General features: G+C 64.3%; 21 protein-coding genes. 10 read left to right on the top strand and 11 right to left on the bottom strand.

The features are described from left to right. Positions 1-509: 509 nt before the first annotated feature. The 3 genes from ACTHNZ_RS16365 to ACTHNZ_RS16355 all read right to left on the bottom strand — a co-directional run bounded on the left by ACTHNZ_RS16365 (position 510) and on the right by ACTHNZ_RS16355 (position 2,827). Positions 510-1,238, bottom strand: coding sequence for a pirin family protein (locus ACTHNZ_RS16365; protein ID WP_440543574.1), 729 nt, complete (start codon positions 1,236-1,238; stop codon positions 510-512). A 216-nt stretch (positions 1,239-1,454) separates the two neighbouring features. Further along, positions 1,455-2,192, bottom strand: coding sequence for a sensor histidine kinase (locus ACTHNZ_RS16360; RefSeq protein ID WP_440543572.1), 738 nt, complete (start codon positions 2,190-2,192; stop codon positions 1,455-1,457). Further along, positions 2,189-2,827, bottom strand: coding sequence for a response regulator (locus ACTHNZ_RS16355; protein WP_440543588.1), 639 nt, complete (start codon positions 2,825-2,827; stop codon positions 2,189-2,191). Before ACTHNZ_RS16355 ends, ACTHNZ_RS16360 begins: the two co-directional genes overlap by 4 nt. Before the next feature lie 483 nt (positions 2,828-3,310). Here ACTHNZ_RS16355 and ACTHNZ_RS16350 point away from each other — a divergent pair, with 483 nt between their 5' ends. Beyond that, complete coding sequence (locus ACTHNZ_RS16350) at positions 3,311-4,126, top strand: creatininase family protein (RefSeq protein WP_440543571.1); 816 nt, start codon at positions 3,311-3,313, stop codon at positions 4,124-4,126. Positions 4,127-4,187: 61 nt separating this feature from the next. Further along, positions 4,188-5,375, top strand: coding sequence for a YncE family protein (locus ACTHNZ_RS16345; protein WP_440543569.1), 1,188 nt, complete (start codon positions 4,188-4,190; stop codon positions 5,373-5,375). Between the two features lie 45 nt (positions 5,376-5,420). Here ACTHNZ_RS16345 and ACTHNZ_RS16340 read toward each other — a convergent pair whose 3' ends face one another. After that, the gene (locus ACTHNZ_RS16340; RefSeq protein ID WP_440543568.1) at positions 5,421-5,828 is read right to left on the bottom strand and encodes a DoxX family protein; all 408 of its coding nucleotides are present in this window, start codon (positions 5,826-5,828) and stop codon (positions 5,421-5,423) included. 99 nt (positions 5,829-5,927) lie between these two features. On the opposite strand from ACTHNZ_RS16340, the gene ACTHNZ_RS16335 reads away from it, so the two are divergent. From ACTHNZ_RS16335 to ACTHNZ_RS16315, 5 genes are all read left to right on the top strand, one after another. Next, positions 5,928-6,821, top strand: coding sequence for a LysR family transcriptional regulator (locus ACTHNZ_RS16335; RefSeq protein ID WP_440543567.1), 894 nt, complete (start codon positions 5,928-5,930; stop codon positions 6,819-6,821). Positions 6,822-6,987: 166 nt separating this feature from the next. Then, complete coding sequence (locus ACTHNZ_RS16330) at positions 6,988-8,121, top strand: porin (RefSeq protein ID WP_440543566.1); 1,134 nt, start codon at positions 6,988-6,990, stop codon at positions 8,119-8,121. 435 nt (positions 8,122-8,556) lie between these two features. Continuing rightward, the gene (locus ACTHNZ_RS16325) at positions 8,557-11,964 is read left to right on the top strand and encodes a bifunctional diguanylate cyclase/phosphodiesterase (protein WP_440543565.1); all 3,408 of its coding nucleotides are present in this window, start codon (positions 8,557-8,559) and stop codon (positions 11,962-11,964) included. Between the two features lie 4 nt (positions 11,965-11,968). Next, complete coding sequence (locus ACTHNZ_RS16320; protein WP_440543564.1) at positions 11,969-12,613, top strand: glycine-rich domain-containing protein; 645 nt, start codon at positions 11,969-11,971, stop codon at positions 12,611-12,613. Positions 12,614-12,808: 195 nt separating this feature from the next. After that, positions 12,809-13,126 (top strand): hypothetical protein, encoded by a 318-nt coding sequence (locus tag ACTHNZ_RS16315; protein WP_440543563.1) that lies wholly within the window; start codon positions 12,809-12,811, stop codon positions 13,124-13,126. Between the two features lie 100 nt (positions 13,127-13,226). On the opposite strand, the gene ACTHNZ_RS16310 is transcribed toward ACTHNZ_RS16315, so the two are convergent. The 5 genes from ACTHNZ_RS16310 to ACTHNZ_RS16290 all read right to left on the bottom strand — a co-directional run bounded on the left by ACTHNZ_RS16310 (position 13,227) and on the right by ACTHNZ_RS16290 (position 17,818). Further along, the gene (locus ACTHNZ_RS16310) at positions 13,227-13,637 is read right to left on the bottom strand and encodes a response regulator (RefSeq protein WP_440543562.1); all 411 of its coding nucleotides are present in this window, start codon (positions 13,635-13,637) and stop codon (positions 13,227-13,229) included. 161 nt (positions 13,638-13,798) lie between these two features. Next, entirely contained in the window at positions 13,799-14,446 is a 648-nt protein-coding gene (locus ACTHNZ_RS16305) for a response regulator (protein WP_440543561.1), read from the bottom strand. Further along, positions 14,443-16,620, bottom strand: a complete 2,178-nt coding sequence (locus ACTHNZ_RS16300; RefSeq protein ID WP_440543560.1) for a sensor histidine kinase — start codon at positions 16,618-16,620, stop codon at positions 14,443-14,445. The genes ACTHNZ_RS16305 and ACTHNZ_RS16300 overlap by 4 nt, the downstream gene beginning before the upstream one ends. Before the next feature lie 320 nt (positions 16,621-16,940). After that, positions 16,941-17,153, bottom strand: a complete 213-nt coding sequence (locus ACTHNZ_RS16295) for a hypothetical protein (protein ID WP_440543559.1) — start codon at positions 17,151-17,153, stop codon at positions 16,941-16,943. A 248-nt stretch (positions 17,154-17,401) separates the two neighbouring features. Then, on the bottom strand, positions 17,402-17,818 hold the full coding sequence (locus ACTHNZ_RS16290) for a response regulator (RefSeq protein WP_440543558.1): 417 nt from the start codon (positions 17,816-17,818) through the stop codon (positions 17,402-17,404). 207 nt (positions 17,819-18,025) lie between these two features. Here ACTHNZ_RS16290 and ACTHNZ_RS16285 point away from each other — a divergent pair, with 207 nt between their 5' ends. Further along, positions 18,026-19,534 (top strand): PAS domain-containing sensor histidine kinase, encoded by a 1,509-nt coding sequence (locus ACTHNZ_RS16285; protein WP_440543586.1) that lies wholly within the window; start codon positions 18,026-18,028, stop codon positions 19,532-19,534. A 55-nt stretch (positions 19,535-19,589) separates the two neighbouring features. Here the strand turns inward: ACTHNZ_RS16285 and ACTHNZ_RS16280 are convergent, their stop codons facing one another. Next, positions 19,590-20,444, bottom strand: coding sequence for a MipA/OmpV family protein (locus ACTHNZ_RS16280; protein WP_440543557.1), 855 nt, complete (start codon positions 20,442-20,444; stop codon positions 19,590-19,592). Positions 20,445-20,620: 176 nt separating this feature from the next. Here ACTHNZ_RS16280 and ACTHNZ_RS16275 point away from each other — a divergent pair, with 176 nt between their 5' ends. Both ACTHNZ_RS16275 and ACTHNZ_RS16270 read left to right on the top strand, forming a co-directional pair. Further along, the gene (locus ACTHNZ_RS16275) at positions 20,621-21,121 is read left to right on the top strand and encodes a response regulator (protein ID WP_440543556.1); all 501 of its coding nucleotides are present in this window, start codon (positions 20,621-20,623) and stop codon (positions 21,119-21,121) included. 193 nt (positions 21,122-21,314) lie between these two features. Further along, complete coding sequence (locus ACTHNZ_RS16270) at positions 21,315-21,815, top strand: hypothetical protein (protein WP_440543585.1); 501 nt, start codon at positions 21,315-21,317, stop codon at positions 21,813-21,815. Between the two features lie 37 nt (positions 21,816-21,852). Here ACTHNZ_RS16270 and ACTHNZ_RS16265 read toward each other — a convergent pair whose 3' ends face one another. Further along, on the bottom strand, positions 21,853-23,187 hold the full coding sequence (locus ACTHNZ_RS16265; protein ID WP_440543555.1) for a cation:proton antiporter: 1,335 nt from the start codon (positions 23,185-23,187) through the stop codon (positions 21,853-21,855). Positions 23,188-23,202 lie beyond the last annotated feature (15 nt).

The raw sequence follows: 23,202 nt of genomic DNA, 5'->3' as shown, positions 1-23,202 counted from the left end.
TATTCGTTAAGCATGTTCGCAATGGGTCATTTTAGCTTGCTGATGATTGGGCGGTGCGTATGCAGGCTATTTAATAGAATTAAGCAACTACTTAATTGTGCTGACTGAGATATCTCACGGGTAAACGCCGATCGTCGAGCGCGGGAGCGAGATTCGCGCCGTCCATATCACTGCGCCAAAATATGCCGCGATGGTCAATCCAACGCAACAGCGCCCTTGAAAATGGCTGATAACACCTACTCGGACTCGAAAACCATACTATTGCGCCATGACTAAACTGCCATGCGCGTCGATTCGACTGGGCGGTACGCCGGGGAGGGGGCGCTACGGTATGCGAAAGCCGCGCCATCCGGCATTCGATAGGACAGTGCGGAAAAGCGCGAAACCGGACGCGCGTTTGGGGAAACGTCGCCCGGCTCCTAATGGCTCGGACAGTGAAGTCAGGATTCGCGATTCGTCGAGCAATCGCGACACAATCGCGGCAACCTCATAGTCCAATCATGGCAGCCTCATCGCATGCGTGGTGTTTCTCGCGTGCGCAAATCGAACACCAGTACGTTCGCATCGTCGCCGTCCGTCAACGTCAGGGAAGTCTCCCCGCGCAGCTTCGCACCGTCGCCTGCGCTCAATCGAACGCCGTTGAGCGTGACGCTGCCTTCGGCGACGTGCACATAGGCGAAACGCTCGCTCGCCAGCGTGAGCGATGCCGTTTCGCTGCCGTCCAATCGCGCGGCATACACGCGTGCGTCTTGCCGCAGCGCGAGCGACCCGTCGGCCCCGTCGGGCGAGAGCATGAGGCGCAACGTGCCGCGCTTCTCTTGCTCGCCGACATGCGTTTGCTGATACCGCGGCTGCGCGCCCAGCGAAGATTCCGATGGCAAGATCCAAATTTGGAGGAAATGCACGGGATCGTTCGGCGACGGGTTGTATTCGCTATGGGCGACACCGCTTCCGGCGCTCATCAGTTGCACGTCTCCCGGCACGATCGTCGAGCCGTTGCCCATCGAGTCGCGATGTTCGAGCGAACCCTCGAGCACGTAGGAGAAGATCTCCATGTCGCGATGCGGATGCCGGCCGAAACCGCGTCCGGCCGCAACACGGTCGTCGTTGATGACGAGTAGATCCGAGAAACCGAGGTGCTCCGCATCGAAGTAATCGGCAAACGAGAAAGTGTGACGCGAACTGAGCCAGCCGTGCTCTGCGATGCCGCGATCGGCTGCGCGCCTGATTTCGATCATTATGTTTCTCCGAAACGTTGGACACCGACGAATGCAGTAAAGAGGTGTCGATGGCTACGGAGTCTATGCCAATGGATCGAACGTCAGAAGGCATGCGGCGCGGACTCACCGTCTCACGGATGGGACAATCTCCCGAAGCTAGCTTTCCCGCGCGTCATGGGCGTCATGGGCGTCGGTGCGAACCGGGAGTCACCGGTGCGCAGCGGCAGCCGTCGATCATCGAGGCTTCGCGATCGCCGCGAGCGGCAGGCGCACGACGATCGCGAAGCCCGCGCCCGCGGCGCTGCGAATCGAGAGCGTCCCGTTGAATTGCTCGGCACGGTCCGCCATGCCGGATAAGCCAAAGGATCGCCGCGCTTCCCCGCAGATTGCGGGTGCCTTGCCCACGCCGTCGTCGGCGATCCGGAGCATGCAGACTTCGCCGTCGCGAAAACAATCGATCGTCACGGATTGCGCCGATGCATGGCGCGCGACGTTCGCTAGCGCTTCCTGAACGATGCGGTAGATGGCGATGGCCGCGCCCTCCGAGACGTCGAGCCCCTCCACTCTGAAGCGGCAGGCAAGCCGTACGTTCGAACGATTCGCGAATTCGGCGGCCAGCGATTCGATCGCCGCGGGAAAGCCCAGCGTTTCCAGTGCGAGGGGCTGCAACTGCCGTGTCATTCGCTTGACCGAAACGAGGGCGGACTCGATTTGCCCTTGCAGATCGCGGATGGCGGCGCCGAGCGGGTCCGGGCCTTTCACCGGTGCGCTAGCGAGCCGCTCGACGCGTCGCGCAGTCAGTTCGAGCGCGCTCAGCTGTTGCCCGATATCGTCGTGCAGTTCTTGCGCGATGCGCTTGCGCTCCTGTTCGCGCACCGAACGTTCGAGCGCGAGGCCGATCGCGCCCGCATCCGCGCTCGCGGGCTCGCCTGGCAGTGTGTCGCTCGGCCGGTGATCGTCGGGAGGTTTCACGCGATGTCGTGATCGTCGATCAATTGATGGCGCACGGCGTAACGGACGAGCGCCGCATCGTTCGGAAACGCCATGGTGTGGCAAATGCGCACCTTGTAATTGCTGACCGTCTTCGCACTCAGGCTCAAGGCGCGCCCGATTTCGCCGGCCGTATCGCCGCGGGCGAGCCGCATGAAGATGTCGAATTCGCGGTCGCTCAGCTGCTGATGCGGTGCCACCTCCGGCGCGGCGGCGAGGTTGCGTGCGACGTAATCGGCCATCCAGGGGCCGACGTAGGTGCCGCCCGCCGCGACTTTTCGCATGGCATACGACAATTCTGGAGCCGCCGCGTGCTTGGTCAAATAGCCGTGCGCGCCCGCGAGAAAAGCACGCAACGCGTAATGACGCTCCTCGTGCATCGTTAAAACGAGCACGCGCAATTGCGGCGCTTCTTCGCGAATGGCTCTAATCAATTCCATGCCGCTGCGTCCGGGCATCGAAAGGTCGAGCAGAACGAGATCGGCTCGCGTACGGCGAACCAGTGCGAGCGTGGACGCCGCATCGGAGGCTTCGCCCTCGATGCGAACACCCGGCATCTCGTCGAGGACTTCGCGCAAGCCCTCGCGAAACACCGCGTGGTCGTCCGCTAGCAATATCCGCGTCGTGCACGTCCGTTGGCCCAAAAGACCACGATCGATCTCAGCGCGCGCCAGGTCAGAAAGGGCGGTGGTCATGCGATAGCGAGAGAAGCAGGCGACGACCCACGATTCGACCCATCATAATTGCCTGCATTCATCTAATTAATTAAGGTTTTCCCTGCGGTAATTCCGACAGTCAATTGCAAGCATCCTACCGCGAGATCGCCGTTAATACCAAGGTGCAATTGCCTGAAAGTACGTTTCGTGTGGCGTCCCGCGGCACGCCCGCATGCTTTGCTCTGCAATTGGTATCTCGATGGTTCTATCCGTCTTCTATCCGTCGTATCGATGCGACGATTGCGATCGTTTCGAGTCGTCGTACGGCGGGGTGTGGCATATCGCGTCCGGCGCATCGGCGCTCGTTTGCTCGATCATCGAGGCCGATTTTGCTCATAATCGGGATGACGCCGAACGGGCGTCGCCGTTCTTGCGGAGAGAGGCATGTCCCATTTATTACGAAATGCTTTCGTTTGCGTTGGCCTCTCGTGCGCGGCGGCGCTCTCGTTTGCCCAAGCGCCGCATACCGTCCAGCTCGAAGATTTGACTTGGACCGAACTGCGCGACGAGATCGCGGCAGGCAAGACCACGATCATCGTACCGATCGGTGGAACGGAGCAGAGCGGTCCGTACGTCGCGCTAGGCAAGCACAACGCGCGCGTGCAAGTGCTCGCCGCGCGGATCGCCGAAGGGCTCGGCAATGCGCTCGTCGCCCCGGTCATCGCTTATGTGCCGGAAGGAAGCTACGCTCCGCCCACCTCGCACATGCGCTTTCCGGGCACGATTACGGTGCCGGACGACGTCTTCGAAAAGACGCTCGAATCAGCGGCAAACAGCTTCGAAGTGCACGGCTTCAAGAATGTGGTGTTTCTCGGCGACCACGGCGGCTACCAAGACGACATCAAGCATGCGGTGGCGCGCTTGAACAAGGCATGGGCCGGCACGAAGGCGCGCGCGTTCTCGCCGCCCGAGTATTACGGCGAAAGCTCGGCCGGCTATGCGCGCATGCTGCGCGAGAAGGGCTTTCGCGACGACGAGATCGGCACGCATGCGGGGCTGGCCGATACTTCGCTGTTGCTGGCGGTCGCGCCGCGGATGGTTCGGCTCGATGCGTTGCGCACGGCGCCGAAGCCGGGACCGGCGGACGGCGTCTATGGCGGTGATCCGCGCCGCGCGAGCGCGGAGCTCGGGCGCTTAGGCATCGATGCGATCGTGACGAGAACGATCGCGGCGATCCGCAAGGACGCGGCGGCCCGCTGAAGTGCGATCGCGGGCCGCGTAGCCGCTAGCGCCGCGCAGGTTTTCGACATGGGGGGAGATCATGGATTCGACGGGACGTCGCAGCACCAGGGTTGCTTCATCGATCGTCGCCGCGCTGGCCGGGGCCGCGATGGTGTCGATCTCGAGCGCGGCGGGGACGGCCGCGGTGCCGAGCGTGCAGACGGTGCCGGGCATGCCGCGCGTCGTCGACGCATCGAATCTGTACAGCGAGGCGGGCGCCCGTCACCTGAGCGCGGCCGTGTCCGGCGCGCTTTCTCGCGTCTACGTGCCGAACCTGCGTTCGGACGACGTCTACGTCATCGATCCCTCGACGCTCAAGGTCGTCGACACATTCCCCGTCGGGCGCAGCCCGCAGCACATCGTGCCCGCGTGGGATCTGAAAACCCTGTGGGTAACGAACAATGCGGAGGGCCGCACGGACGGCAGCCTGACGCCGATCGATCCGACGACGGGCAAGCCCGGCAAGGCGATCGCCGTGGACGATCCGTACAACATGTACTTCACGCCCGACGGCCGGGAAGCCATCGTCGTGGCCGAGGCGCACGCGCGGCTCGATTTTCGCGACCCGCACACGATGCAGTTGAAATCGAGCCTAGAGGTGCCCGAATGCAAGGGGATCAACCACGCCGATTTTTCGATCGACGGAAAGTACGCGATCTTCACCTGCGAGTTCGGTGGCAAGCTCGCCAAGATCGACATGGTGAACCGCAAGGTGCTCGGCTACCTGGAGCTGCAGAAGCACGGAATGCCGCAGGACATCCGGATTTCGCCCGACGGCAAGGTGTTCTACGTCGCGGACATGATGGCGGACGGCGTCTACCTGATCGACGGCGATCGCTTCACCAAGATCGGCTTCATCAAGACGGGCATCGGAACGCATGGGCTTTATCCCAGCCGCGACGGCACTGAGCTCTATATCGCCAATCGCGGATCGAACCGCGTGCATGGCCCGCGTCACGGTCCAGGCAGCGTCTCCGTGCTCGACTTCGCCGCGCGCCGCGTCGTGGCCACTTGGCCGATTCCGGGAGGCGGGAGCCCCGACATGGGCAACGTGAGCGCCGACGGCAAGACGCTCTGGCTCTCGGGGCGATTCGACGACGTGGTTTATGCGATCGATACGGCAACGGGTGCCGTGAAGTCGATACCGGTCGGCATGGAGCCGCACGGGCTTACCGTGTGGCCGCAGCCCGGGCGTTATTCGCTCGGGCATACCGGCAACATGCGTTAGCCGGTTGCCTCATCGCCCGGCGGCCGTGCAACGCCGCCGCCTCGATCAGGCGGTGCGCTTGGCGGGGCGCAGCGCATAGGCGCCGTCGCCGAGCAAGAACAGCACGATGAGCGCAACGGCCCAAAACGCGGGATATTCCCAGCCGCCGCCCTTGTTCGTGAACAACCAACCGTTCGCGCCGTGCACGAGCACGATCGTGCCGAGCATTTCGAGTGCGAGGGGCACCGCTACCCATGACGCGTAGACGCCGAGGATCAAGGCGATCCCGCCGGCGAGTTCGAGTGCGATCGTCAAATAAGCGGCAACGGCCGGCAGACCGAGCGACGCGAAATAGCCGACGAAGCCCGGCACGCCGAAGACGAACAGCTTCAGGCCGACGTGAGCCAGAAAGAGAATGCCGAGACTGACGCGTAGCAGCAGCGCGGCGAGGGGTGCGGTTTTATCGTTGATCATGGTGTTCATCCTCAAAGAATCGCGCCACGATACGTTCGTCGGCGCGCCCGGGCAACTCGGCTATGATTCATCCATCATTTACTCCTGGTTGATGATCGGATGGATACGCTTACGAGCATGCGCGTCTTTCGGCTGGCGGTGGAGGCCAAGAGCTTTGCCGCCGCTGCACGCCGGCTCGACATGTCGCCGGCGATGGCCAGCAAGCACGTCATGCATCTCGAATGGCGGCTGGGCACCTTGCTGCTCAATCGAACGAGCCGCCATTTGAGCCTCACGGAATCGGGCGCGACGTATTTCGAACACGTTCGCCAATTGCTCGATGAGCTCGACGACGTCGAATCGGCCGTCGGGCAATCCACGGCCGCACCGCATGGCACGCTCAAGGTCAGCGCGCCCGTTTGGATGGCCAACCCCGATTTCGTCGCAGTCCTGAACGATTACCGCGCTCGATATCCGGACGTGCGCCTCGACCTCGACCTTTCGGGCCGTTTCGTCAATCTCGTCGAAGAAGGTTTCGACCTCGCGTTGCGCGTGACGAATCCGCTATCGCTTGGACCGGCCTTGATTGCGCGGCCGATCGTCCCCGTGACGTTCCGCCTCGTCGGCTCGCCGAGCTATCTGCGCCGCGCCGGCGTGCCCCCCGATGCGCAGACGCTGTCGAGCCACGCCATGCTCGGCTATTCGATGTTCCCGGCAGGCAATGCGCTCGAAGTCGAAGGGCCGGGCGGTGTCGAGGCGTTCAAGTTCGACTCTGTCTTGCAGACGAACAACGAATCGCTGCTTCGGCTGGCCGCACTCGAAGGGATGGGACTCGCGTTCCTGCCCGAGTGGCTGATCGCGCGCGATTTGGCAGCCGGGGCGCTGCAGCCCGTTCTAACGGACTATCGCTTCTTCGGCACGAAGCTTTACGGCGTTTATCGGCACCGGAAATATTTATCGCCCAAGGTGCGCACCTTCCTGGATTTTCTTTGCGAAGACGCTCGCCTGCGATGACGATGTCCGTCGATGCGGAAAATTTTGCCGTTCCTATCCGTGTCGTCAGTCGTTTCGATATTGCAATGTCGGTCGCGCACCTCTATCGTTTGCTCGTCGGCTGCGCTCTTGTCTGACGAGCGCCCCAATGTGTCGTTTCAGCGGCTACATGCAACGGAGGCGCGGGATGGCGAAGTCCTATCGTTGGAAGGGCCGGCTACGCCGTGCGACGGGCCGCGGTCTTCTCGCCGGCGCGACGTTGCTGTCCGCCGCCGGCACCGTTCGGGCGCAAGGCACGGTTCAGCTCTACGGGATCATCGACGACGCGCTGACGTTCGCCACGAACGAAGGCGGACACCGAGCGTGGGCGCAGACGAGCGGCGTGGGGCAATCCGATCGCTGGGGATTGCGCGGCATCGAGCCGCTCGGTAACGGGTGGCAGGCCGTCTTCAAGCTGGAGAACGGCTTCACGCTCAACGACGGACGGTTTTCGCAAGGTGGACTCGAATTCGGCCGCCAGGCCTTCGTCGGACTCGCCAGCAATCGATTCGGGACGTTGACGCTCGGCCGCCAGTACGATTTCATGTCGACGAACCTCACGCAATTCGCGGCCGGTACGCTGACGCCCTCGGTATTCGGGTTCCATCTCGGCGACCTCGATCGGCTCGGAGCGGAGCGCCTCGATAATTCGGTTCGCTACGTGACACCGAGCTTGGCGGGCTTGCAACTCGGCGCCCTCTATTCGTTCGGCGGGCGTCCCGGCAATTTCGTCGCGAACAGCGCGGTGGCGTTCGGTGCGACTTATTCGCACGGGGCATTCAGCGCGGGCGCGGCTTACGTCGGCATCCATAATTTCACGTCGGCATTCGGCATCGGCGCAACCGTTCTTGGCGCGCCGCTCGTCGGCACCGCTTCCCAAGGGCTGCTCGCGAGGCCCGTCGTCTTCGACAAATTGTCGGTCGCAGGTGCCGGTGCCGGCTACCAATGGGGCCCCGCGTTCCTGCACGGCGTTTTCACGCTCGTCGATTTCCGGCAAGGCAGCGCCAGTGCATCGCTGAGAACGGCGGAGGGGGGCGTGAGGTATTCGATGACTTTCGCGCTTGCGCTGTCCGGCAGCTATGCGTATTCGAAGCTCGGGCAGGCTCACTGGAATCAATTCGTCGCCGGTATCGATTACTCGTTGTCGAAACGCACGGACATTTACTGCAATGGCGTCCTATTGCGCGCGAGCAGTGGCGTGCGTGCGCAATTATTCACGCTTCCCGCTTCCAGCTCCAATTCGCAAACGGTCGTCTCGCTCGGCGTCCGGCATCTTTTTTAACCGTTGGCGGCAACCTCTGCCGATTCGGGCGATTTGGCGTTCCTAGCATTCCGTTATGCCGGATCTCTTTGTCAGCGTTGGCTGACAAGGCCCCTAGAGGGTTAGTGTCGATAGGGTTTCTTTGACTTGAATCAAGATTCTCGACCGTTATCCTTCGTACAAAAGAGCCTATAAGAAACCCGATTCCATTGCGGCGCCCGACGAAAAATTCCGGTAGCCGTTTCATTTAGTCGCTCGCTTAGTCGGGCGCATGTGTGCCGGCAGCGACCGGTCATCGATCAACTAAGGTTTGCGGCGTCCCGTGCCGCCGACTCGAGCCGCGCAGCGCTTGGAGCGCGCGGCGAGGGAGGCGTGCGTGCATCGGTTTCGCATCGGCGGCGTAACGGCCGCGGTGCGCCGTCTTGGGGAAATGAAGTGCGCGAAGTATTTCAACGTATGCGGCGGTACAGCCGCGATTGGTACGCTCCGGGTTTTGCACTCGGCGTGCTGGCGCTCGCGCTGACCATTACGCTGACGGTCTATTCGATTTGCGGGCAATTCGTCGAGCGCGAGGCGAGACTGCGCTTCGATAACGATTCACGCAGCGTCGAACAGCAAATCGCGATGCGCGTGCGGCTTTATACCGACGTGCTCGTGACGATGCGCGCGCTGTTCGGCGAAGACGCGGACGTGACGCGCACCGAATTTCGCGATTTCGTGGCCGGCCTCGATTTGCCGGGGCGCTACCCGGGGTTTCAAACGCTGAACTATGCGCCCTTCGTGCGCGCGGCCGATCTTCCCGCATTCGTCGCCGCGCAGCGCAAGGATCCGATCTTGCAGCAAGCGGGTATCGACTTCTCGGTGCACCCGCCCGGCTTGCGCGACGGCTATGACGTACTCACCTACCTCGAGCCGCTCGAATCCAATCGCGAAGCCGTCGGCCTCGATATGTCAGGGCTTCCGCTGCGGCGCGCGGCGATGGAGCGGCTGCGCGACACGGGCGATGCGCTCAGCAGCGGGCGCTTGATTCTCGACGATCGCGGTGCGCACTTCGTCGGGCTGGCGATGCGCATGCCCGTTTATCGCAAGGGGATGCCGATCGCGAACGTCGAGCAGCGCCGCGACGCCTATGTCGGCACGGTGGGAGCCGGTATCCGCGTCAACGACATGATGGATGGACTGCTCAGCGCCGAGACGTTGCGCGTCATCAAGTTCAAGATTTACGACGCGGGGAGCCTGAGCGGCCCGGCGAGGCCGTCGTCGAGCGCATCGCTGCTTTATGACAGCGTCAACGGCGCCGCCATGGCTCGTCCCGGCTTCGCAATCGGCGTGGCGGCGCATGGCGCTGCGCATCCCGCGGTTGCCGTCGTGCCCGCTTCGCCGCGCGCGGCGCACTCGGCCAAGCCCGTGGTGCTGCAGCGGCGCGCTGAGCAGCCGTTCGCGGGCCGGCGCTGGGTGATTCAATTTTCGGCCGATACGGCTGCGCTCAGCGGCACGCAGCGGGTGTTGCCCGACGTCGCGCTCGCGGCGGGCGTCATGATCAGCATGCTGTTGTCGGGCTTGGCCTATGCGCTGTCGAGTTCGCGTTCGCATGCCATCAAGCTGGCCGACAAAATCACGCATGATCTGCGCAAGAGCGAAGCAGCTCGCGCGGAAGCCCAGCGGATCGCGCATCTCGGCGATTGGCGCGTCGACGTCGAGAACGGCGATGCGCAACTGTCGAAGGAGATGGGGCGCCTCATCGGTTCGCGCCGGCAGGCGCAAACGGTCAAGGCGCTGCTGCGGACGATCGATCCGTCCGATCGCCGCGCGCTGCTCGAGCAGGCAAGGCGGACGATGGCCACGCGCGATGCGTTCGAGCTCGAGTGCCGCTATCGGTCGGGGCGCGGGCGCCGCGGTTGGCTGCGCGTGATCGGTCACGCGTATGGCCCCCCCGGCGCGCGCCTGTTGCGCGGCACGGCGCTGGAAATCACGAAGCAAAAATCGATCGAGCGCGCCCGGGATCTCGAGCATGCGTTCACGCTTTACCTCGCCACCGCCGGCAACGAGTTCGATGTCTGTCGCCACTTGGTCGAGTCGATCGTGCACGGCATGGATTGGGACGGCGGCGCGTTCCGCCCGACGCCGGCCGGGATGAAGCAGTTGCTGTGCTCGACGTCGACGGCGAGCGACAGCGATTTCGACTTCTGGCTGCTCAGCCAGGGACCCAGTGCGATCGTCGAGGAAGATGCGCCGGCGGCGCCGCGCTGGAGCGTGGCGGGCCGCCATGCCGCGCGCGTGGGGTACGAAAGCTGGCTGGCCGATGCCGGTATCGCGACGACGTTCTCGTTTGCATTGCGTCTCGGGTCGGTCATCGTCGGCGTGGCCGAGTTCTACTCGCACGAGCGGCGCCACGCGGAGCCGCAGGCGCTCGTCATGGCGCGCTCGATCGTCAGTCAGATGAGCCACTTCCTGCAGCGTCGCCAGGCCGAGGACAATTTGCATTTCCTCGCGACTCACGATGCGCTGACGGGGCTGCCCAATCGTTTGATGTTCCGTGAGCATCTCGATGAACTGTTGGCCCGCGCGCGCGCCGATGCCACGGCGCTGCACGTTCTCTTCATCGATCTCGACCGGTTCAAGGACGTCAATGATTCGCTCGGGCACAACGTCGGCGATTTGCTGCTGCGTGCCGTCGTGTCGCGCTTGCACGATGCGCTTGGCGAGGCCGATATGATCGCGCGCCTCGGCGGCGACGAGTTCGTCGTCCTCGTCAAGCAGCCGAGCGACCGGGCGGCCGTGGTCATCGACACGATCGATGCGATTCAAGCGGCGCTGGCGCATCCGTTCGCGATCGGCGGATCGCAGTTGCAAGTCAGCGCGAGCATCGGCGTGAGCTCGTTCCCCGGCGACGGCGAGGACGCGCAAACGCTGCTCAAGCATGCCGACATGGCCATGTACGGCGCCAAGCAGCGCGGCAAGAACACCTACCAAATGTACGTGCGGCAGATGAGCATGTCGCTGCATCGGCGCGTCGAGATGGAGACGCAACTGCGGCATGCCGTCGAGAACGGCGAGTTCACGCTCGCCTATCAGCCGCGGATCGATTTGCGCACGAATCATTGCACGGGCGTGGAGGCGCTGCTGCGCTGGAATAATCCTGCGCTCGGCGCCGTGTCGCCCACCGATTTCATTCCCGTTGCCGAGGAAACGGGCGCAATCGTGCCGATCGGCGCGTGGGTGCTGCGCGAGGCATGCCGGCAAGCGGCCGAGTGGCACGAGCGCGGATTGGCGCCGATTCACGTGGCCGTCAATCTATCGGCGCGCCAGTTCGCCGATCCGCACCTGCAAGAGAGCATTTTGGACGCGCTTGCCGATGCGCAACTGTCGGGCGAATACCTCGAGCTCGAACTGACCGAGAGCATGGTGATGCGCCATCCGGAGCAGGCCGCGCGCTGGCTGACGGCCATCAAGTGCACCGGCGTTCGCCTGTCGATCGACGATTTCGGCACGGGCTACTCGTCGCTGGCCTATCTGAACCGCTTCCCGATCGATACGGTCAAGATCGACCGCTCGTTCATTCGCAACGTGCCCGACAGCCACAGCGACACGCAGATCACGAGCGCCGTCATCGCGCTCGGGCACAGCTTAGGGCTGACCGTCATTGCCGAGGGCGCCGAAACACAGCCGCAAATCGATTTTCTTCGCAAGGAAGGCTGCGACGAAGTGCAAGGCTACTTCTTCAGCCGTCCGATTCCCGCCGCCGACGTCGAGGCTTTCCTCGGCAAGGCGACGGACCCTGGTCGAGCGCCCGGCGCGAGATCGTCACTCCATGGCGCCGAAGTCGATCGACCCGCACGCGCTCATTACGTCTTCAAGGAATAGCATCATGCAGACAACACAACGGGATGTTGCCGAGATGTACCAAGCCATTGACGAACTCGATTTCGGCCGTATCAAGGCAAAGCTCATGCGCGGGCGCGACGGAGTGATCGCGTTGCGCGAGGTCGAGCGTGCGGAGGCGGGCTACCGGCAATTCTTGAAGCTCGCGGCGAAGTATCCGGATGCGCCGATCGTGCCGAGCGAGGAGGTCGACGAGTTCTGGCACATGCACATCCTCGACACGCAGCGCTATGGCGCCGACTGTGAGCGTATTTTCGGCTACATGATTCATCACGATCCGTACAGCGGGCTCGACGGAGTGGAGGACGAAGCGCGGCATTTCGCGCTGGCGGCGAAGAGCGATGAATTGGCCGAGCGCGAATTCGGCGTGCGCAATGACGGGACGGCGTATTGCGTCAAGCCCGAGGCGAAGGGCGATGCCATCGTGTACTGCGTGAAAGCGGTGGCCCCGAGCGACACCAAAGCGTACTGCGTGAAGGCAGTCGCCCCGAGCGATGCCAAGGCGTATTGCGTGAAAGCGGTTGCCCCGAGCGATGCCAAAGCGTACTGCGTCAAGCCCGAAACGGAAGGCCAGGCCGCAGCCTACTGCGTTCGTCCCGTCGCCGCACCTATGCCGCAACGCAGCGCGTAGACGCCGCCATCCTATCCCCGATCATCGAATCGAGCGCACGCCGCGAACCGTTACGGTTTCGCGGCCGCGGAGTCGCGTGCGGTTGACCCAAATCAAGCCGGTTTCGGCCGGCTTCGCGAAGATGAGAACGAGGGCGCCCGATACTCGTGCGCACTGCTTTCAGCCAAGCGCGGTCAATCGGGCGGGAGACGGTCAATGGGAATCGGCATGCAGATCGCCTACTTCGGGTTTCCCGGGGCGGCAGCAATCGAAGCCGAGGCAGGCGTGCAGTTGCTGCGGCTCATGCGCTTCGCCCAGTACGTGAGCACCTGCCATCTTGCCGTCGAGGCCGTGCATGGCCCCGGCGGGACGCATTACGACGTCCGCCTCGACGTCGTCACGCCCGAGAAGGAATTCATTGCCCTGCCGCATTGCACGAATGCGGAGCCCGAGGCGGCCGTGAGAGCGGCGTTCGATCATGCCGAGCGTGAACTCGGCCGACGAGGCCGCGAAGCCGTTCGCCGCAACGAGTAACGAATAACGAATAACGGCGATCGATCCCCGCGAGGGAAAGCCCGAGTACGCCGATAGGGGAAAAGAAACGAATAAGCCGTGGGCGGTTACGCGCGATGCATCATGTGCCGGCCGCGCCCTCGGCTTTTTCTCGGGCCAGGCGCGCGATGGTCTCCATGGCCAGATCGAACTCGGTCGTCTTGTCGAAGAAGTAATCGGCGCCGGCCACGACGCTTGCCTCGCGAAACACGTCCGACGCGTAGTTCGTGAGGACGATGGTGACGATCGGGTCCGTCCGGTCGCGCAACGCGTGGAGCAGTTCCATGCCGTTGCTTTCGATCAAGCGCAGGTCGAGCACGACGGCTTCCGGGTCCGTGGCCTCGATGCCCTGCAGGGCCGTCTCGACGTCCTCGGCTTCGCCGACAATGCAAGCCGCGCCGTCCGGCCCGATATGTTGCGATAAACGGTCGCGTACGAGCGTCGATTCATCGACGACGAATACTCTCAGCGGTGACGGGGTGCTCGAGTTCATGAGCACAGTATCGTCAGCGCTTCGCGAAATGAAAATCGGTTCGGTAGGAATGTGTTGTAGGTGGTCCGGAAGGTGATTGTAGGCTTCGGCCTACAGAGAAAAGCGCCCCCCCGAGCGGCGGGCCTTCGCGATGATCTAGGCCGCACAGTCGTTACGAGCGCTTACAAATCTTCGTTGTCTTCGAACAATTTGTGTTGGATGGCGTAGCGCACGAGGGCGGCTTCGTGCTGCATTTGCATCTTTTCGAGGATGCGGGTTTTGTAGGTGCTGACGGTCTTGGCGCTCACGCAAAGCTCATGAGCGATTTCGCTGATCGTCTGGCCGGCCGCGATGCGCCGGAAGACGTCGAATTCGCGATCGGACAGCCGCTGGTGCGGCAGCATGTCGGTCGGCTCGTTCAAGCTTTGCGCAAGCCGCTCGGCCATCGACAAGCTGACGTAGACGCCGCCGGCCGAAATTTTCGTCAGTGCCGATACCAACTCCTTGCTGGCGCTTTCTTTCGTCAGATAGCCCGACGCCCCGGCCTTGAACGCCCGCACCGCGTATTGCTGCTCGGCATGCATCGTGAGCACGAGCACGCGCAGTGCAGGCAGTTCGTCCTTGATCTGCTTGACGAGCTCGATGCCGTTGCGTCCCGGCATCGACAAGTCGAGCACGAGCACGTCGGCCGGCGTGCTCCGTACGAGCGATATCGTGGTGGGGCCGTCGTAGGCTTCCCCGACGACTTCGAATCCGCTGGTGCCCTCGAGAATGTGACGCAGTCCGTCACGGACGAGCGTGTGATCGTCGGCCAGGAGTACTTTTGTCATGGCAGAGCCTCTTCCTCTTGTATGGCGGCGAGCGGAATCCGCACGGTCAGCGTGAACCCTTGCTTTGCCGCGGTATCTATCGAGACAGAACCACCTAGGATGTGCACTCTTTCGCGAATGCCCAGCAGCCCGAAGGATTGCTCTGCTTGTCCTTCGTTGCCCCGTGTGCCGGATGCGCCGCGGCCGTTGTCCGCTACGCGCAGAAGGCATTGATCGTTTTCGATGGCGAGCGCGATCGACACGCGTGTCGCCTCCGCATGCTTCGCCACGTTCGTCAGGGCTTCTTGAACGATGCGAAAGAGCGTCGTCGCGCCGTTGCGCGAGAATTGCGCTTGGCCGGGCTCGATGCGACGCTCGATGTCGATGCCGTAACGCGTCGTGAAATCGGTCAGCAGCCAATCGATCGCCGGCAAAAGGCCGAGATCGTCGAGCATGACGGGCCGCAAATCGGCCGCGATGCGGCGCACGGAACCGACCGTCGAATCGATCAGGCCGCGCATCGTGCGTAGTTGCGCGAGCACGGGCGGCGGCGCGCTCGGCACCTCCGCCAGCGATTGCTCGACGGAGGACAGGTCCATCTTCAGCGCGGTGAGCTGCTGGCCGAGATCGTCGTGCAACTCCCGTGCGATGCGCGTTTTCTCGACTTCGCGGACACTTTGCAGGTTGGCTGACAAGGCGCGCAGTTCCTGGCGCGAGGCTTTGAGCTCGTCCTCGGCGCGCACCCGCTCCGTGACGTCGTGCAGCATGACGGTATAAAGCTTCCCGCGCCCGTCATGGATCTGCGAAATCGAAGCTTCGATCGGAAACTCCTCGCCGTCGGTGCGAAGCCCGACGAGCACGGGTTGCTGCCGTCCCATCTTGCGCTCGGTCACGCCCGTTTCGCCGAACCGCTCGACGTGCTTGCGATGCCCTTGGCGAAAGCGCTCCGGGATGAAACGGTCGATCGACGTGCCGATCGCGTCCATCGCCGAGCAGCGAAAGACTTGCTCGGCGGCCGGATTGAACATCACGATGCGCTGTTGTTCGTCGATGGTGATGATCGCCTCGCCCGACGAGCGGATGATGGCCATCAATCGCGCTTCATCTTGGGACGAACGCGTGCGCGCCATCCCCGCTTCAGCAAGTATCGTGCCGCGTTTGCGGACGAACATGAAAACGGCGGCCGCGGCCACGAGGGCGGCCGCAAACCCTGCCGATAGGATGGCGCTGCTGCTGAAATCGGCCGACGCGGCAAGCGAGGGATCGCTCGTCGCGTAGGTGATCGATAGCGTGTCGCCGCCGAAATGCAGCGTATCGCTTCGTTTGAAGCGCGCCGGCCCGAGGTCCTGCTCCGCGGGTGCGGCGCCCGGTGGGTAGAGCGTGACGCTCGGCTGGCCGCCCGAGACGCGCAGTTCCATGCGCGGCTCGTGCGCGGCAATGCTCGCGAATAAATATTCGGTGTCGAGCCGGCCGAACGCGAATCCGAGCAGCGCGGCGCGGCGCGCCGGAACGGAAGCCGGCGGCGGAGCGGTGCGGTAGACAGGCATGTAAAAATCGACGCGCGCGCGCAGCGGCCCCTCGGCAGCCGACGATTCGTTCGCGCTTTCGCGCGGCAGCGAGCGGATGGTCATGGCCACTTGGCCGCTGTTGGCCGCGCGCATCAGCGCGGCGCGCGTGGCCTCGTTGACGCCGACGTCGCCGCCATCCGACGTCTCGCCGCGCGGCGGCCACATCAGAACCGAGCGCGCGAGCGGCCCGGCCGCGCTCGTGCCGCCCGCGTCGGCGGCAGCGCCGGCATCCTTCGCGGCGGCATAGCCGAGCGTTCGCACGCAAGGCGGCGCATCGTCCAGATCGAGGCGGGACACGTATCGGTCCCAGGCGTCGGCCGAAGGCATGCCGTCCCCCGCGCTCTGAGCCTGAGCGACGACGAACCCGCTCGCGCCGCGCAGCAACTGCGTGCAAAGCAGCAGTTCCCGGCGGATATCGGAATCGACATGGGAGGCACGCATGTCGAAATTCGCTCGCGCGACGTCGAGCAGATGATCGCGAACGACCAGCGCGGACACGGCGGCCGCGATGAAAACGATGATGGCCGTAGCCACTGCCGCCAGAACGGGCGCGCGCAGCGACTCGCGCGGCTTGCCGTTACCGGCGGGCGGCTCGATGGACGGGGACGAATTTCCTGCTGCGGGCATGCGCATCCTGCCGGTAATCGCATTCCCGCGCCGTCCAACGATAGGCGCGGGGCCAAAAAGCCGAGATCGCACCCGCGCTCAGCGTTCCTTGCGCGGATTTCCGGCAAATTGTCCTAGATTAGCGCGCGGCTGCCAATCACGGCGCGCCGAGCAGGCTTATCGGCCGCTCAGCACTAGTGTCCTCCACGCCAGGGGGAGGGCACGACAAAAAGCATAGATCAGAGAAAAAAACACGTGTGGCGCAAGCCAGAATCGGATCTGGGGGCCGGTAGCCGGGATGCGGACGCGCCCCAGCCAAGCGCTCTGCGAGCGCGCGCGAGTCAGGCGGGAACGTCAGCGGTGAGCGTGTCGCGCAGCGCATCGACGAAGCGCATGAGCGACGTGACCGAGCCGAAGACGCTTTGATATTTCTCGCGGCCGATCTGCCCGTCGAGCGTCACGAGCAGCCCTGCGCCGCGCGCGAGCTCGAGGATATCGTCGACGTCGTTCGTCGCGACGGGAGGGAAGGCTTGCTTCGCGGCTTGGGTCGACATGGCAGTGCTCCGTATGGCGCGTCGTCGGTGCCGGGCTGGAGGCTTGCGGCCCGGCTCTGGCGGATTCGGTATCCGTTGTCTGAAGTATCGGCGGTGTCGCGGGCACTGCAAATAAGGCCGCGCTGAAGATCGCGTAGGCGGGGCGGCGGTGCTGTCGGCATTCGCCTACACGGGGCGGCGGCTTGCCTGGCGATCACGCGCTCGGCGGCCGAGGGTGGCCCCACAGCGAAGCGCGCAGCGAGCATCTTTCAGGACAGCGAGGGGGGGGGCGGCAGCCGGCTGGCCAACTCGAGCAAGGCGCCCCGCAGCTGCGCGAACTCGCTGGCCTTGTCGAGAAACATCCGCGCGCCGAGATCCATGCAGACCTTGCGCATTTGCGCGTAGGCCGAATTGCTGAGCACGATCACCGCGGTGGCGGGGCGATGCTCGCGCAGCCACTTCAGGATCGTCAAGCCGCTCGTGCCAGCCTTCAACTGCAGATCGACGATGATGACGTCAGGGTCGCTGGCCTCGATCGCGGCTAGGGCGGCGGACGCTTCGTCGGCTTCCGACACGATTCGTGCGTCGGGGATGGTGCGGACGAGATCGCAAAGGCGCTCGCGAATGGGCGCATAGTCTTCTACGAGTAAAACCTTCATGGCAACGACGAGCTGGTTCGAGTTCACGCCTTCGAGTGTCCGGGAAACGCGAGTGCCTGGAAATCAGCGGCGGACTGAATTCGTGTCCGGCTTTCGGTGAGCCTGTCGGAGAAGGCTTACAGTCCGATGGGGGCAAACGTTTGCGCTGCACGGCGTCCTTTCGTGGCGGTGAACGGCCCGGAGCGCTAGACTGAAGTATTCTCGAGCGGGAGCCGGTCAGTGAGCATTGAGTCGATGTCGTCTAATGGCCATGGCGAAAGCCCCTCGATCGATCGCATCTCGCCCGAGAAGCGTTACCGCATCATGATCGAATCGATCAAGGATTACGCTATCTTCTTGCTCGATGTAAAGGGCCGGATCGCGACATGGAATGCGGGCGCCGAGCGAATCAAGGGCTACCGCGCCGAGGAAATCATCGGACGTCATTTCTCGGTCTTTTATCCCGAGGACATCGCCGCGCGCGGCTATCCGGCCGAAGAGTTGCGCCGCGCCGCCGACCTCGGCCGATGGGAGGACGAGGGCTGGCGCGTACGCAAGGACGGTTCGCGCTTCTGGGCCAACGTGGTCATCACCGCGCTGCGCGACGAGCGCGGCGAGCTCATGGGTTTCGCGAAGATCACGCGCGATTTGACCGAACGGCGGCGCAACGAAGAGCAACTGCGGCAGAACGAGGAGCGCATGCGGCGGCTCATGGACGCCGTCGAGGATGCGATCTTCATGCTCAATCCCCAGGGGCAAGTCACGAGCTGGAACGGGGGCGCCACGCGGGTGCTGGGCTTTCACGCGGCCGAGATCGTCGGGCGGCATTTCTCGCGCTTTTATCCGGTGGAGGCCATCGCCTCGCGCGAGCCCGAGCGCGAACTCGCCGATGCAGCGGCCAACGGCCGCATCGAAATGGAAGGGTGGCGCTTGCGCAAGGACGGCTCTCGCTTTTGCGCGAACGTGGTCGTCACCTCGGTCTACGGCGTGGCCGGCGAGTTGGTCGGCTTCGCCAAAGTCGTGCGTGACATCACCGAGCGCAATCAATTGCGTCAACTCGAGTACGCGAGCGAGTTGGCCGCTCGCATCGAGGCGACGCGCGAAGAAGAAAAGAAACGCATCGCGCGTGAATTGCACGATGACCTCGGGCAGCAGTTGACGGCGCTGAAGATGGATTTGACCGCGTTGACATCCGACGAGGTGCCGCTAGCGCACGACCCGTCCGAGGCGCTCGAGGCGGTACGGCTCCGCGCGACGGCGATGCGCGAGGCCGTCGATCACGCGATCGGATCGGTGCGGCGGCTCGCCGCTGGCCTGCGTCCCGCGGTGCTGGACGACCTCGGATTGCTGCCGGCGCTCGAATGGCTCGTCGACGATTTTCGCCAGCGCTCGCGCCTGCGCATCAGCCTGACGAGCAACGCCGAGCACGTCGTGTTCAACGAGGCGGCCTCGACCGCGCTCTTCCGCATCGTGCAGGAGGCGCTCACGAACGTCGTGCGTCACGCACATCGCGCGACGGCCGTCGACATCGAGCTCATCTGCACGGCCGCAACGTGCGACGTCTCGATCCGCGACAACGGCACGGGCATCGAAAGGCGGCCCAGCCGGCACGAGACGCGGCCCAGTCCCTCGGGGCTCGCCGGCGTTCGCGATCGCGTGCGTCGCCTTGGCGGCTCGGTCGCGATCGGCAGCGAGGCGGGCGGCGGCTTCGCGCTCCGGTTGTCGGTGCCGCGCGACGCGGTCGAGATGTCCGACGCGCATTGACAAGCCGAGCGCACCCGGGTGTCGCACCCGATGCCGCACCGGGCGGATTCGCTCGTTAGAACTCGTAGATCACGGAGACGTCGAACGAGCCCGACGCGCGCGTCTGCGTAATCGGGCTGTGCGCCGCCGAACCGACGAGTTGCTGGAAGGCGCCGTCGGCATTCAAGATCCAATGCTTTCGCACCGTCCACGAAGCCGTGACGCCGAAGCCCACTGAGCGGATGCCGGCCGATGCGTCGTACTGCCGATAGCCCGAGCGCGCCGATTGTCCGGCATTCACGCCGAACCAGCTATTCATATAGCGCGAATCGGCGATCGTCATCGTGGGGCCGGCGAACCAAGAGAACTGCTCCGAACTGCCCGGCATCGGCATATAGGCGCCGAGGTCGCCTATCCACCCGTTGTCGCCCCCGAAATTGCGGCGCAGATCGGCGCTCAAGACGAGCGGAAACGATTTCGAAATTGCATATTCGCCAAGGAGCCTGAGGCTCGGTGCCGGGTTGATGTTGCCCATCCCCTGCAAGTGGCCGAGATCGTCCGCTGCGCGCCGGCCGAGATCGTAGGCGGCCGCGAACCCCACGCGCCAATTCGGCCCCGTGAGGACGTTCATGCCGAGCCCTTCTCCGGTCGACAAGAAGAAGCGGTCCCGATAACGAATGTCGATGCTCGGGCCGGCTACGGCGTGATAGCGGTCCGAGCCGTCATAGCGCGGCTGAAAGCTGACGGAGGGCCCAAGGCGGATGCGCCAGGTCGGCAGCTTCGGCTCGAACATCTGCTCGAGCAGGATGCCCGACGAGTATTGCCACTCGGCGAGCGGAGAAGGCGTTTGCGCATGGGCCGGGGCCGGCGCGAACGTCGCGAGAAGCGCGCCCGCGCAGGCGAGGCGGGATGCCGCGTGAGAGGTCGACATAGCTCTTTTTCCTAATTCGATGTCGCCATCGAGACAGACTGAACGAGAACGTCCTACCAAATCGTGCCAGACCTGAGAGCAACGCGCATGCCATTTTTTTACGACGGTGCGTTCGTCCGGGATCGTTACTTGCGTCGCTTCGCGACTGCGTCGAGATCAACCAGGGAGAGAAGGCCGTGACCGAGCGGGACAATGCCGAGCCGAGCGACGACGTTGTGCTGTGGCGTGCGATCCGGCCAGCCATGGCCGATCATCGCCGCGTGCTCGTCGTGGACGACTACCGCGACGCCGCGGATGCGTTGCAACTATTGCTCGATGCGGACGGCTTCGAATGCCGAGCCACGAGCGACCCGCACGAGGCCTGCGTGATCGCGCGCGACTGGCAGCCGTTCGCCGTGCTGCTGGACATCGCCATGCCGGGGCTCGACGGCCTCGAGGTCGCGCGGCGGCTGCGCGCCGACTCTGCCACGGCGCACATGCTGCTGATCGCGTGCACCGGCTATGCCTCGGCGGGCGACCGCGACCGCGCACGCGCAGCGGGGTTCGACGCGCACTGCGCAAAGCCGTTGACGCCGCAACTGATCCTGCGCGTACTGGAGTTCGCGAGCGAGGGCACGCATCGCGTTGCCGACGACGTCGGCGATTTGCGTGACGGAGCCGCTTGCTCCGGCGGCTAGCCTCGTTGCACGCGCAACCGGCGCCGGTCTCGAAGTCCTCCTTGCCAGCGCGGATAGGGTGTGGTGCAATCGCGCCGGGCCGGTGCCCGACCCGGACACACGGCGCCCCGCATTCGCGTAGGAGGAGACCATGAGGCACTCTCTGAGTGTGCACGCCGTTCGGGCGTTGGCGGCGGCAGGCCTGTTCGCTGCCATGCCGACGCTGTCCGTATCGGCCGGCGCCGCGCGCATCAATCACGGGAACGATCCGTTCTTGCAGGTATCGCATGCCGTCTCCGGCTGCCCCGTGCCGCTCGGGCCGCTTCAAACCGAACAGGAATGGCTGGCCGATTCGCATTATCGGATCGAGCGCGGCAACAGTTGCTGGTGGGAGGGGCGTTGCCGGCTGTCGAACAGCTATCTCTACGACAAGGAGATCCAGGAGGCGGTGAACCGGCGACTGACGAACATCGAGGCCGCGACACACTGGCGGGAGCGGACGACGCTCTGGTTGCTGCTGCAGCGGCGGTTCATCTATGTGCAGGGCTGCGTGGCGCCCGAATTCGATAAACGGGCTTTTCTATCGGAGCTTGCCAAGACGGCCGACGTCGAACGTGTGATCGACGAGACGACGGCTACCCCGAACGCCGAGGCGTTGCCGTACCGGACGCTCGACGATCCGGACAAGCAGGCTTACCCGCACGACGGCGGCTGACTGTTGCTGAAGGCCCCGACGGCCCCACGATGCGCGGCTAACCGTCCTGCGCGGGGCAGGCTCTGGCTCGCTTGCGCCTGTAGTGTCTCATCAACGGCGTGGCCGATACGCCGTGCACGAAGACGGAAGCCGTGACGACGGCTAGGGCGTAGGGCGCGAGCGGCGCGATATCGCTCGCTTTTCCTTTTTCGAGCGCGTAGGCGAGGTAATAGATCGTGCCGATGCCGCGAATGCCGAACCAGCTCATCAAGTGGCGCTCCATCGGCTGCGCGCGCGAACCCAAGAGCGAGAGCTCCACGGCGAACGGCCGCACGACGAAGAACAGCGCGAGCACGAGTGCGATGCTGCGCCACGTCACGAGCGGCGCGTCCAACGTGCCGATCAAATTGCCCACCATGATCATCATTGCCATCTCGGCGATCCGCTCGAGCTCGATCGTGAAACCGAGGACCGACTCGGCCATGTAAGCATGAGCCTTGTCCGGATGTGCAGCCGTTGCGGCGACGTCGGACGAGTCGATCGAGCCGATCGCATCTTGCGGCGATCGTTCGCCCGTCGCGCGATGCTCGGCCCGCCGCATCGCCACGCCCGCGGCGAAGGCGGCGAGAAAGCCGAACGTATGCAGCAATTGCGCCGCGCCGTACGAGAGTTCGATGAGGCCGAACGCGAAGAAGCCCTCGAGACCGAGCGCTTGCGCATACCGCGTGCGCAGCCACGCGATCGCATGAGTCGTCGCAAAGCTGAGCAGCGCGCCGATGCCGATTGCGCCTACGATGCCCCACACCGTTTCGGCGAGGGTCCGGAGCACGGGCACGGCGTGCGCGCTGCCTGGGCCGGCGGTGCAGCACGCCAGCGCGATCAGCGCGAACGGCAGTGCGATGCCGTCGTTGAGCCCACCTTCTCCCGAGAGCGCAAAGCGCACGATATCGAGATCGTTGGCGTCGCGCACTTGGACGTCGTGGGCAAGGACGGGATCGGTCGGGGCCAGCATGGCGGCCAGCAACCATGCGGGCCCCCAGGCGAGCCCCAAGCCCCACGCGCCGAAACAGGCGAGCAGCGGGACGGTCACGAGCATCGCGAGCAAGCCGAGGCGCACGGGCAGCGTCCACAACGATGCGAAGATCGGCGCTCGCAGTCGCAGCCCGATCGCGAACAGCGACGCGAGCAGCGCAACTTCGGTGAGCAGCCGCACGAGCGCGGCGTCCTTCGTGATATCGAGCGCCAACAGTCCACCGCCTTTGGGGCCGAGTGCAAAGCCGGCGGCGAGATAGAGCATGGCGCCGGTCAACGGTAAACGCTTGAACAGCGAACTCGCCACGCCCATCCCGACGAACATGCCGCCGACGATGAGGAACCAAATGGTTTCGCGCATGCCGGGAGAATCGAG

It is taken from the genome of Trinickia sp., from assembly GCF_051953955.1.
Taxonomy (GTDB): Bacteria; Pseudomonadota; Gammaproteobacteria; order Burkholderiales; family Burkholderiaceae; genus Trinickia.
The sequence above is the reverse complement of the archived record's forward strand: the minus strand, read 5'-3'. Positions and strand labels throughout refer to the sequence as shown.